This window comes from Sulfitobacter sp. HI0040 (assembly GCF_001634885.1).
Classification (GTDB): Bacteria; Pseudomonadota; Alphaproteobacteria; order Rhodobacterales; family Rhodobacteraceae; genus Sulfitobacter.
Window position 1 is genome coordinate 1 of sequence record NZ_LWEX01000051.1, and the last position, 10,677, is coordinate 10,677.

General features: G+C 66.1%; 11 protein-coding genes. 9 read left to right on the top strand and 2 right to left on the bottom strand.

Annotated elements, in window-relative coordinates; translation table 11 throughout:
- Window positions 1–156: 156 nt before the first annotated feature.
- Window positions 157–1,323 (bottom strand): DNA-processing protein DprA, encoded by a 1,167-nt coding sequence (dprA, locus tag A3728_RS04845; RefSeq protein WP_067920777.1) that lies wholly within the window; start codon window positions 1,321–1,323, stop codon window positions 157–159.
- Window positions 1,324–1,450: 127 nt separating this feature from the next.
- Window positions 1,451–2,872 (bottom strand): metalloprotease TldD, encoded by a 1,422-nt coding sequence (gene tldD / locus A3728_RS04850; protein WP_067920778.1) that lies wholly within the window; start codon window positions 2,870–2,872, stop codon window positions 1,451–1,453.
- A gap of 179 nt (window positions 2,873–3,051) precedes the next feature.
- Here tldD and coxB point away from each other — a divergent pair, with 179 nt between their 5' ends.
- The 9 genes from coxB (at window position 3,052) to A3728_RS04895 (ending at window position 10,540) form a co-directional block, all read left to right on the top strand.
- The gene (gene coxB, locus A3728_RS04855) at window positions 3,052–3,948 is read left to right on the top strand and encodes a cytochrome c oxidase subunit II (RefSeq protein WP_067920780.1); all 897 of its coding nucleotides are present in this window, start codon (window positions 3,052–3,054) and stop codon (window positions 3,946–3,948) included.
- A 54-nt stretch (window positions 3,949–4,002) separates the two neighbouring features.
- The gene (gene cyoE / locus A3728_RS04860; protein ID WP_067920782.1) at window positions 4,003–4,941 is read left to right on the top strand and encodes a heme o synthase; all 939 of its coding nucleotides are present in this window, start codon (window positions 4,003–4,005) and stop codon (window positions 4,939–4,941) included.
- The gene (locus A3728_RS04865) at window positions 4,938–5,105 is read left to right on the top strand and encodes a cytochrome C oxidase assembly protein (protein WP_067920784.1); all 168 of its coding nucleotides are present in this window, start codon (window positions 4,938–4,940) and stop codon (window positions 5,103–5,105) included. The genes cyoE and A3728_RS04865 overlap by 4 nt, the downstream gene beginning before the upstream one ends.
- Window positions 5,105–5,680 carry a cytochrome c oxidase assembly protein gene (locus A3728_RS04870; RefSeq protein WP_067920786.1) on the top strand — a complete coding sequence of 192 codons (576 nt, stop codon included), beginning with the start codon at window positions 5,105–5,107 and terminating at the stop codon, window positions 5,678–5,680. The genes A3728_RS04865 and A3728_RS04870 overlap by 1 nt, the downstream gene beginning before the upstream one ends.
- Before the next feature lie 38 nt (window positions 5,681–5,718).
- Complete coding sequence (locus tag A3728_RS04875; RefSeq protein WP_067920796.1) at window positions 5,719–6,522, top strand: cytochrome c oxidase subunit 3; 804 nt, start codon at window positions 5,719–5,721, stop codon at window positions 6,520–6,522.
- 97 nt (window positions 6,523–6,619) lie between these two features.
- The gene (locus A3728_RS04880) at window positions 6,620–7,300 is read left to right on the top strand and encodes an SURF1 family protein (RefSeq protein WP_067920788.1); all 681 of its coding nucleotides are present in this window, start codon (window positions 6,620–6,622) and stop codon (window positions 7,298–7,300) included.
- Window positions 7,301–7,308: 8 nt separating this feature from the next.
- Window positions 7,309–8,697 carry a threonine synthase gene (gene thrC, locus A3728_RS04885; RefSeq protein WP_067920790.1) on the top strand — a complete coding sequence of 463 codons (1,389 nt, stop codon included), beginning with the start codon at window positions 7,309–7,311 and terminating at the stop codon, window positions 8,695–8,697.
- On the top strand, window positions 8,694–9,956 hold the full coding sequence (locus tag A3728_RS04890) for a M16 family metallopeptidase (RefSeq protein WP_067920792.1): 1,263 nt from the start codon (window positions 8,694–8,696) through the stop codon (window positions 9,954–9,956). The genes thrC and A3728_RS04890 overlap by 4 nt, the downstream gene beginning before the upstream one ends.
- Window positions 9,956–10,540: a GNAT family N-acetyltransferase gene (locus A3728_RS04895; protein ID WP_067920794.1), complete on the top strand. Its 585-nt coding sequence runs from the start codon at window positions 9,956–9,958 to the stop codon at window positions 10,538–10,540. Before A3728_RS04890 ends, A3728_RS04895 begins: the two co-directional genes overlap by 1 nt.
- The last annotated feature ends 137 nt before the right edge of the window (window positions 10,541–10,677 follow it).

Here is a 10,677-nt window from a genome sequence, read left to right on the forward strand (position 1 = left end):
GCAGCAGGTGCGCCTTTTCATTCTCGCTCGCGCCAAGGCGGAGCGTGCTGATTCGCTCCCTCTTCGGGGGCAGGTCTGGCGCGGCCCCCGGGGGCCAGCCCCCGGACCCCCGAAGTATTTCCGATCATGAGAAGGGGACAGGCAGGCGGGGCGGCATCAGTTGTCGCGTGTGACCATGCCGCCGGGGCGGCGGACGATGCGGCCCTCGATCTCCAGCTCCATCAGGGCCGGGGCCGCGGCGGAGGAGCTGACCCTCAGGTCCCGGATCAACTGATCCTCCGCCACCGGGGCAGGACCGAGGCGCGACAGGATGCGCATGTGCAGCGGCATGGTTTCCCGCAGGCTCCGCCGTTCGGGCGGGGGCGGTTGCGGCAGCGGGAGCGCCCCTTGCAGGACCTTCCGGGGCGGGGTGGCCTCCGCCCCCAGTGATTGCAGCGCTTCCAGCACATCGGCGGCGTCCCGCACCAGCGTCGCCCCGTCCCGCAGCAGCAGGTTGCAGCCCGCCGCACGGGCGTCGAACGGGTGGCCCGGCACGGCCAGCACCTCGCGCCCCTGATCCAGCGCGTCCCGCGCGGTAATGAGCGCGCCCGACCGCGCGGCACCTTCCACCACCACCGTCGCCGCCGACAGGCCCGAGATGATGCGATTGCGCAGCGGGAAATGCCGCGCCAGCGGTTTGAGGCCCATCGGCTGTTCCGACAGCCGCAACCCCCGCTGCGCGATGGCATCCGCCAGGTCGGCGTTTTCGGCCGGGTAGCGGATGTCCACCCCGCCGGCCTGAACCGCGATGGTCCCGCAGTCGAGCGCGGCGCGGTGGGCGGCGGCATCGATCCCCCGGGCAAGCCCCGATACGATGACATATCCCGCGGCCCCCAACTCGCGCGCCAGTTTGCGCGCCATCCGCATGCCCAGCGATGAGGCATTCCGCGCCCCCACCAGCGAGACCAGCGGGCGGGTCAGCAGCTCAACATCGCCCAGAACCCAGAGGAAAGGTGGCGCGCCGGGCGTGTCGCGCAGCCGCGCGGGGTATTGGCTGTCTTCCTCCATCAGCAGTTTGGCGCCCGCCTGCCGCGCGGTTTCCAGCTCTGCCCTCAGCACGCCTTCGGGGCAGGGGCGGTAACTGGCGAGGCCGGCCGCGGCGGCGACATCGGGCAAAGCCTCCAGCGCTGCACGGGCGGTTCCGTGTTCGGCCAGCAGCCTGCGATAGGTGGTGATCCCCACCCGGTAGGAACGCAACAGGCGGAGACGGGCGAACTGTTCATCTTCCTTGGGGGGGTGGAGTGGGGGGTGAGTGGAAGAAGGATGCGTCGTCCTTTCAGTCATCCCTGTTCTCCGTCCGTTGCACCTTCACCATCGGGCGATTCCGGTTAACAACAGGTGAAGGAAAAAAGACGTATTTCGCTCAAGAGCTTCGGGCGCGGCGATACTCGCGCACCGCGCCCCGCCGCCGTCAGGCCGCGGAGCCGCCCACCGTCAGCCCGCCGATCATCAGCGTCGGCTGGCCCACGCCCACGGGCACCCATTGCCCCGCCTTGCCGCAGTTGCCGATACCGGGATCGAGCGCGGGGTCATTGCCGATGGCGCGGATCTGCTGCAGCGCGGTCGCCCCGTCGCCGATCAGCGTGGCGCCCTTGACCGGGGCCCCCACCTTGCCGTTCTTCACCCGGTAGGCTTCGGTGCAGGAAAAGACGAACTTGCCATTGGTGATGTCAACCTGACCGCCGCCGAAGCCCACGGCATAGATCCCGTCCTTCAGGTCGGCGAGGATATCGGCGGGCGAACTGTCACCCCCCAGCATGTAGGTATTCGTCATCCGCGGCATCGGCGCATGGGCAAAGCTCTGGCGCCGTCCGTTCCCGGTGGAGCCGCCGCCCGTCAGCCGCCCGTTCTGACGGTCCTGCATGTAGCCCACCAGCACGCCGTCCTCGATCAGCACGTTGCGGGCCGACGGCGTGCCTTCGTCGTCGACGGAAATCGAACCGCGCCGGTCCGGGATCGTGCCGTCGTCCAGCACGGTGACGCCGGGGGCCGCGATGCGCTGGCCCATCAGCCCGGCAAAGGCGCTCGATCCCTTGCGGTTGAAATCCCCCTCCAGCCCGTGGCCGATCGCCTCGTGCAGCAGGATACCGGGCCAGCCCGGCCCCAGCACCACGTCCATCACGCCGGCGGGCGCAGGCTCCGCCCGCAGGTTCACGCAGGCGATGCGCAGGGCTTCGCGGGCGCGGGCCTGCCAGTCGGCCGGCTCCATCAGCCCGTTGAGGCCGATGCGCCCGCCACCCCCGGCGGAACCGGATTCGCGGCGCCCGTCCTCCTCCACGATGACGGAGATGTTGATCCGCGTCATCGGCCGGGTGTCGCGGGTGCTCAGCCCCTCGGGGCGCAGGATCTCGACCTCCTGGATAGAGGCGGCGATGGAGGCGCTGACCTGCACGACGCGGGCGTCCAGCCCGCGCAGGAAATCGTCGATTTCGCGCAGGGTCTCCACCTTCACGGGAAAGGCCGCCCCGGCGATCGGATCGGCATCGGTGTAAAGCCTCCGGTTGGTCGCCAGCGGGGCATCGGCCAGCGTGCCGCCGCCTTCGGCCACCGCAAGACGCGCGGTTTCGGCGGCCCGGCGCAGGGCGCGTTCGGAAATTTCGGTCGAATGGGCGTATCCCGTGACCTCGCCGCGCACCGCGCGCAGGCCGAATCCCTCCGAGGCGTCGTAGCTCGCCGTCTTCAGCCGCCCGTCGTCGAACATCAGCGCCTCCGAACGGCGCCGCTCGAAAAACAGCTCCCCGTCGTCGGCACCGGCCACCGCCTCGCGCAGGGTGGCAAGGGCGGTTTCACGGTCAAGCAGGCCCGAAAAGGGCGAAAAGGCGTCGTCGCTCATGGTGGCAGGTCCTTCGTGCGCGGCAAGAAAACGCGATTCGCGTCCGTTTGACGCAAGCAGGTGTCTTTATCTCGAACACAGAATATGATTGTAAGCATCGAGATTACAACGCCCGGACCGGCTCGCCGTCCGCCCCGGGCGTCAATCGCATGGCAATGGTCACAAGATCAGGACGACTTATGAAACAACTTTTCACTCTTTCGGGTCTCATGACCGCTGTCGCCGCCCTTCCGGCAATGGCGCAGGACAACCTGCGGATCGACGGTCTGCCCATCATCGGGAAGCCAACGGACGGGGAGACGAGCTTTCAGCCCGCCGTGACGCAGGTGGCGGAGGATATCCATTTCCTCGACAACCTGCTGCTGGTGATCATCATCGCCATCTGTATCTTCGTGACGGCGCTGATCCTCTGGGTCGCCTTCCGCTACGCCAAGAAGCGCAACCCCAATGCCGCTTCCTTCACGCACCACACCCCGGTTGAAATCGCCTGGACGGTGATTCCCATCCTGATTCTGGTGCTCATCGGGGCCTATTCGCTGCCGATCCTGTTCCGCCAACAGGAAATTCCCGAAGCGGACGTGACCATCAAGGCCATCGGCAACCAGTGGTACTGGTCCTACGAATATGTGGACGAGGGCTTCGGCTTTGACAGCTACATGATCGGCGCCCCGGCGCTGGACGGCCAGAACATGAAAACACCCGAGGTGATCGCCCAGCTTGAGGAAGCGGGTTACTCCGAGGATGAATTCCTGCTCGCCACCGACACCGCCGTTGTGATTCCCGTCGGCAAGACCGTCGTCATGCAGGTGACCGCATCCGACGTGATCCACGCCTGGACCATTCCCGCCTTCGGCGTGAAGCAGGACGGCGTGCCGGGTCGCCTGGCCGAACTGTGGTTCAACGCCAGCCAGGAAGGCGTCTACTTCGGCCAGTGCTCCGAGCTGTGCGGCCAGGCGCATGCCTATATGCCGATCACCGTAAAGGTCGTCTCCGAAGAGGCCTATGCCGAATGGCTGGGCCGGGCGAAGGCCGAATACGCCGGCATCCCGCAGACGATCACGGTGGCGTCCAAGTAACGATTGCAGCGGGGTTCGCCCCGCCGCATTTCCCTTGATCCGGATGGATACGGCATGACCGACATGACGAATAACACCGTGCAGGAATATGACGCGCAGCTTGGCGATTACTTCGCCCTGCTGAAGCCGCGTGTCATGTCGCTCGTGGTGTTCACGGCGCTGGTCGGGCTTCTTGCCGCGCCGGTGCCGGTGAACCCGGTCATCGCCTTTGCCTCGATCCTGTTCATCGCCATCGGGGCAGGGGCCTCCGGCGCGCTGAACATGTGGTGGGACGCCGATATCGACGCGGTGATGAAGCGGACGCAGGGCCGCCCCATCCCCTCGGGCCGGGTCCAGCCCGGCGAGGCGCTGGCGCTCGGCGTGGCGCTGTCGGGCCTGTCGGTGATGATGCTGGCGCTGGCGGCGAACCTGCTGGCGGGGGCGATGCTGCTCTTCACCATCCTGTTCTACGCCGTCTTCTATTCCATGTGGCTCAAGCGGCGGACGCCGCAGAACATCGTCATCGGCGGTGCCGCAGGGGCCTTTCCGCCGGTCATCGGCTGGATCGTGGCCACCGGCAGCTTCTCGGTCGAGGCTTGGCTGATGTTCGCGCTGATCTTCATGTGGACGCCGCCGCACTTCTGGGCGCTGGCGCTGTTCATGCGCTCCGATTACGACGACGCCGGCGTGCCGATGCTGACCGTGACCCATGGCCGTCCGGCCACGCGCCGCCAGATCCTGATCTATACCGCGCTGCTCTTCGTGCTGGCCGTGGGCACCGGCTTCACCGCCATCGGCGGCCCGCTCTACCTTGCCGTGGCACTGGTGCTGAACGCCCTGTTCCTGCTGGGCGCATGGCGCATCTGGCAGCGGGACGAGGCGGCGGCAGAGGCTGACAACTACGCGGTGGAGCGCAAGTTCTTCCGTCTGTCGCTGTGGTATCTCTTTTTGCATTTCGGCGCGATCCTGGCCGAGGCGACGCTGCGGCCCTGGGGTCTGGGAGGCTGGGCATGAGCCTGCGGTCCGAACATGATCTGCACCGCCGCCGCAAGGGGCGCAACGTGGGCGTGGGCCTTCTGCTGGGCGGCTTCGTCGTGCTGGTCATGGCGCTCACCTACGTCAAGATTACCCAGACGGATTTCGAACTTCCTGCAGCCCAGCGAGAGGTGAACAACTGATGGCGCTTTCCGGTCCCCAGAAGACGGTCGTGCAGACAGTATCGGTGGTGGTGCTGATGGGCGGCCTGGCATGGGCCTCGGTGCCCTTCTACGACTGGTTCTGCCGGGTCACGGGCTTCGGCGGCGTGCCGGGGCAGGTGGAAACCGCGTCGGACGAGGTTCTGGACAAGACCATCAAGGTCCGGTTCGACGCCTCGCTGAACCAGAACATGGCGTGGGAGTTCAAACCCGTCGAGCGCGAGATGGAACTGCGCATCGGCGAAACCGGCCTTGCGTATTACGAAGCCTACAACCCCACCGACAAGCCCATCGCGGGGCAGGCCAGCTACAACGTCACGCCCTATGCCGCGGGCGCCTATTTCGAAAAGATCGAATGCTTCTGCTTCACCGAACAGGTGCTCGCCCCCGGCGAACGCGTGCAGATGCCGGTCAGCTTCTATGTCGATCCCGAAATCGTCGATGACCCCGACGGGAAGTTTGTACATACGATCACGCTGTCCTATACATTCTACGAAATCGACCTGCCCGAAGGCTATGCCGCGCTGGACGACGCCGCGACGACAGACCTGAATTGATAAAGACCTGAATGAACAAAGGTGAGGGACCCGCAAAAATGGCCCATGCAAAGAACCACGACTACCATATCCTGAGCCCGTCGAGCTGGCCGCTTCTTGGGTCCATCGCCGGTATCGCCATGCTGATCGGCGGCGTGCTGTGGATGCACGACATGACGCCCTTCCTCTTCATCGGCGGCTTCGTCGCGGTGCTCTACGTCATGTTCGGCTGGTGGTCCGAAGTGGTGGACGAAAGCCGCATCGGCGATCACACCCCCGTCGTGCGCATCGGCCTGCGCTATGGCTTCATCCTGTTCATCATGTCCGAGGTGATGTTCTTCGCCGCGTGGTTCTGGACCTTCTTCAAACAGGCCCTCTACCCGATGAACGAATACGTCGGCTCGCAGTACATCCCGCCGGACATCCACCCCGTAGATGCCTTCCACCTGCCGCTGATCAACACGCTGGTCCTGTTGCTGTCGGGCTGTGCCGTGACATGGGCACACCACGCGCTGGTGCATGAAAACAACCGTCGCGACCTGATCAACGGTCTGGCGATCTCCATCGTGCTGGGCATCTTCTTCACGGCGCTGCAGGCCTATGAATACCGCGAGCTGCTGGTCCATGATGACTGGACCTTCGGCGGCGACGTCTTCTATTCCAGCTTCTTCATGGCCACCGGCTTCCACGGCGCCCATGTGATCATCGGGACGATCTTCCTTGCCGTCTGCCTCGTGCGGGCCATCAAGGGCGATTTCACGCCGGAGCGTCACGTCGGCTTCGAGGCCGCCGCCTGGTACTGGCACTTCGTGGACGTGGTCTGGCTGTTCCTGTTCTTCGCCGTCTACATGTGGGGCATCTGACCCTGCCGTCGGGCTTGCATCCGACGGAGCGATCACACTAAACACCGGGCGCGCGGGGCATCCTGCGCGCCTTTGCTTTTCCGCCGGACGAGGTTCCATGCGCCGTACCCTCTTTCTGCTGATCGTCGGACTGGGCGGCGCCGCCGTGCTGGTCGCACTGGGCATCTGGCAGGTGCAGCGGCTGGCGTGGAAAGAGGCGATCATCGCCGATATCGACGCGCGCATCGCCGCCGCCCCGGTAGAGCTGCCCGCCACCCCCGACCCGCAGGCGCACGCCTATCTGCCCGTCACGCTCACGGGCCGGATCGTCGGGGATCCGCTGCATGTCCTCGTGTCGCAAAAGCAGGTCGGCGCAGGCTACCGGGTGATCGCGCCCTTCGAGGCGCAGACCGGCGACACCCTGATGGTCGATCTCGGCTTCCTGCCCACTTCCGCCAAGGACACGGCCCTGCCGGACGGCCCGCTGACCGTAACCGGCAACCTGCAATGGCCGCGCGAAACCGACAACTTCACCCCCGACCCGGACCGGGACCGCAACATCTGGTTCGCCCGCGATGTGCCTGCCATGGCCACGGCTCTCCAGACCCGCCCGGTCCTCGTGGTGGCGCGGCAGGTCGATCCAACCCTCCCGGGAATTGACGCTTTGCCGGTAGACACCGCCGCAATTCCGAACGATCACATGCAATATGCGATCACGTGGTTCTCCCTCGCCGCCCTCTGGCTCGCCATGACGGTCGCCTTCCTGCGCCGCCGCCGCCCATCTGTTTCTGAAAGCTGATAGACCCGATGCGTTACATCTCGACCCGCGGATCCGCCCCCGTTCTTCCCTTCGAGGACACGATGCTCACCGGCCTCGCCCGGGACGGTGGCCTCTATGTACCGGAATCGATCCCGCAGATGTCCCCTGCCGACATCGCGGCACTGGCGGGCGCCAGCTACGAAGACGCGGCCTTTGCCGTCATGCGCCCCTTCGTGGGCGATACCTTCGACGATGACGCCTTCCGCGCGATCATCGCCCGCGCGTATGCCGGGTTCGGCCATGCCGCCCGCGCGCCGCTCAAGCAGCTTGCCCCGAACCATTTCCTGCTGGAGCTGTTCCACGGCCCGACGCTGGCGTTCAAGGATTTCGCCATGCAGCTCATTGGGCAGATGTTTCAGGCGGCGCTGACCCGGCGCGGCGAACGTGTGACCATCGTAGGCGCCACCTCCGGCGATACCGGCTCCGCGGCGATCGAGGCGTTCCGGGGCCTCGACAACGTCGATGTCTTCATCCTCTACCCCCATGGCAGGGTCAGCGACGTCCAGCGCCGCCAGATGACCACACCCTCCGAAAGCAACGTCCATGCGCTGGCCGTCGATGGTGACTTCGACGATTGCCAGGCCCGGCTGAAGGACATGTTCAACGATTTCGCCTTCCGGGACGAGGTGAAGCTGGCGGGCGTCAATTCGATCAACTGGGGCCGGGTGCTGGCGCAGGTGGTCTATTACTTCACCTCCGCCGTCTCGCTGGGCGCGCCGGACCGCAGCGTCTCCTTCACCGTGCCCACCGGCAATTTCGGGGATGTCTTCGCGGGCTATATCGCGAAGCGCATGGGCCTGCCCATCGACCGGCTCGTGGTCGCCACCAACCAGAACGACATTCTGGACCGCACCCTGCGCGGGCAGGGCTATCACAAGGGCGGGGTGGAACCCTCCATCAGCCCGTCGATGGACATTCAGGTATCGTCGAACTTCGAACGCGCGCTGTTCGACGCCTACGACCGGGACGCGGGCGCTGTGCGCCAGTCGATGGAGGAACTCGCCAAGGGCGGCTTCGACGTGAGCCAGGGCGCCATGGAGGCCCTGCGGGAGATCTACGATTCGGGCCGCGCCAGCGAAGAGGAAACCTCCCGCACCATCGCCCACACGCTGGAACGCAGTGGCGAGCTGGTCTGCCCCCATTCCGCCGTGGGCATCAAGGTGGCGGAGGAGATGCGTAAGGCCCACACGCCGATGATCACGCTGGCCACCGCCCATCCCGCCAAGTTCCCCGACGCGGTGGAGGCCGCCACCGGCCAGCGCCCCGCGCTGCCGCCCCGCATGTCCGACCTTTTCGAGCGCGAGGAACGGTTCACCCGGATCGACAATGACCTCGGCGCGCTTACCGCCTTCATCAGGGAGCATGTCTCTTCATGAGCCTGAACCAGCACCGCCTTTCTAACGGCTTCCGCATCGTCACCGAACATATGCCCGGGCTCGCCTCCGCCTCCGTGGGCATCTGGGTGAACGCCGGGGGGCGGCATGAACTGCAACAGCAGAACGGCATCGCGCATTTTCTTGAACACATGGCGTTCAAGGGCACGGCCACGCGTTCGTCGCTGCAAATCGCCGAAGCGATCGAGGACGTGGGCGGCTACATCAACGCCTATACCTCCCGCGAGGTGACGGCCTATTACGTGCGGGTGCTGGAAAACGATGTGGCGCTCGGGCTCGACGTCATCGCCGACATCCTGCGCAACCCCGTGCTCGACGACAGCGAGATCGAGACCGAGCGCGGCGTGATCCTGCAGGAAATCGGTCAGGCGCTGGACACCCCGGACGACGTGATCTTCGACTGGCTTCAGGAAGAGGCCTATCCTGATCAGCCCATCGGCCGCAGCATCCTCGGCCCCGCCGAACGGGTTTCCTCGTTCAGCCGGGACGACCTGCGCAGCTTCATCGCCGATCACTACGGCCCCGAACAGATGATCCTCGCCGCCGCCGGTGCTGTGGATCACGACGAAATCGTGCGCCTTGCCGAAAAGCTCTTTGGCGACATGCCCGCCAAGCCCCTGTTCGACGTGGAGGCCGCCCGCTTCCGGGGCGGAGAGATCCGGCAGATCAAACCGCTGGAACAGGCGCATTTCGCGCTCGGCCTCGAATCGCCGGGCTACAAGGCCGATGACATCTACATCGCGCAGATCTACGCCTCTGCCCTCGGCGGCGGCATGTCGAGCCGCCTGTTTCAGGAAATCCGCGAAAGCCGCGGGCTGTGCTATACGATCTTCGCCTCCGCCGGGGCCTATGCCGACACCGGCATGATGACGATCTATGCAGGCACCAGCGCCGAACAGCTGCCCGAACTGGCGACCATAACCATCGACGAGATGAAGCGCGCCGCTGCCGACATGTCCCCCGCAGAGGTCGCCCGCGCCCGCGCGCAGATGAAGGCGGGGCTGCTCATGGGGCTGGAAAGCCCGTCGAACCGGGCCGAACGGCTGGCGCGGCTCGTCCAGATCTGGGACCGCGTGCCGCCGCTCGATGAAACCATCGCCCGGATCGACGCCGTGACCACTGGCGACGTGCGCGACTTCGCCGAGACCATGGCGCTCGGCGCGCCCGCCGCCCTCGCGCTCTACGGGCCCGTGGATGGCGCCCCCGGCCTCGCCCAGTTGCAAGACCGCCGCGCTGCCTGATGCTGCTGATCAAGCGGAAACTGCGGATCGAGACGGAGCGCCTTTCGCTGCGCCCCCCGATCCATGCCGATTTCCGCGCCTGGGCCGCGCTGCGCGTCGACAGCATCGATTATCTCACCCCGTGGGAACCCGCTTGGGCCGATGACCATCTGACCCGCAAGGCCTTTACCAATCGCGTCTACTGGGCGCAGCGCTCGGTCTCCGGCGGGACGGCCATGCCGCTGTTTCTGGTCCGGCGGCGCGACGATATGCTCATCGGGGCCATCACGCTGGACAACATCCGCCGCGGCCCCGCCCAGTCCGGCACGCTGGGCTATTGGACGGGGGAGCAGTTTTCCCGCCGGGGCTACATGCGCGAGGCGATCGAGGCGGTCGTGCATCACGCCTTCACCCGGCTCGACCTCAGCCGCGTCGAAGCGGCCTGCCTGCCGGAAAATATCGCGTCGCGCGGGCTGCTGGAAAAGTCGGGCTTCAAATACGAAGGTGTGGCGCAAAGCTACCTGCAGATCGACGGGCGCTGGCGCAACCATGTGCTCTATGCCGCGCTGCGCGCGGATCGGCGCGGCAAGACGACGGTCGGCTGACCGGAACGGCAAAGCGGGCTAACCCTGCGCGCCGATCTGCGCTATCCTCCCTTTCGGGGAGGAAGTTCAATGCCGCATCGCATCGCCCGTGCCACCTGTCTCGCCCTTGTCCTGACGCGCGCCGCCCTGCTGCTGGC

What these genes read in the sequence shown, in the direction of transcription:
- A3728_RS04870 (WP_067920786.1), top strand. Translation starts at nt 5,105, where the DNA reads ATGGCGCTTTCCGGTCCCCAGAAGACGGTCGTGCAGACAGTATCGGTG.
- A3728_RS04890 (WP_067920792.1), top strand. Translation starts at nt 8,694, where the DNA reads ATGAGCCTGAACCAGCACCGCCTTTCTAACGGCTTCCGCATCGTCACC.
- A3728_RS04895 (WP_067920794.1), top strand. Translation starts at nt 9,956, where the DNA reads ATGCTGCTGATCAAGCGGAAACTGCGGATCGAGACGGAGCGCCTTTCG.
- A3728_RS04865 (WP_067920784.1), top strand. Translation starts at nt 4,938, where the DNA reads ATGAGCCTGCGGTCCGAACATGATCTGCACCGCCGCCGCAAGGGGCGC.
- dprA (WP_067920777.1), bottom strand. Translation starts at nt 1,323, where the DNA reads ATGACTGAAAGGACGACGCATCCTTCTTCCACTCACCCCCCACTCCAC.
- tldD (WP_067920778.1), bottom strand. Translation starts at nt 2,872, where the DNA reads ATGAGCGACGACGCCTTTTCGCCCTTTTCGGGCCTGCTTGACCGTGAA.
- cyoE (WP_067920782.1), top strand. Translation starts at nt 4,003, where the DNA reads ATGACCGACATGACGAATAACACCGTGCAGGAATATGACGCGCAGCTT.
- A3728_RS04880 (WP_067920788.1), top strand. Translation starts at nt 6,620, where the DNA reads ATGCGCCGTACCCTCTTTCTGCTGATCGTCGGACTGGGCGGCGCCGCC.
- coxB (WP_067920780.1), top strand. Translation starts at nt 3,052, where the DNA reads ATGAAACAACTTTTCACTCTTTCGGGTCTCATGACCGCTGTCGCCGCC.
- thrC (WP_067920790.1), top strand. Translation starts at nt 7,309, where the DNA reads ATGCGTTACATCTCGACCCGCGGATCCGCCCCCGTTCTTCCCTTCGAG.
- A3728_RS04875 (WP_067920796.1), top strand. Translation starts at nt 5,719, where the DNA reads ATGGCCCATGCAAAGAACCACGACTACCATATCCTGAGCCCGTCGAGC.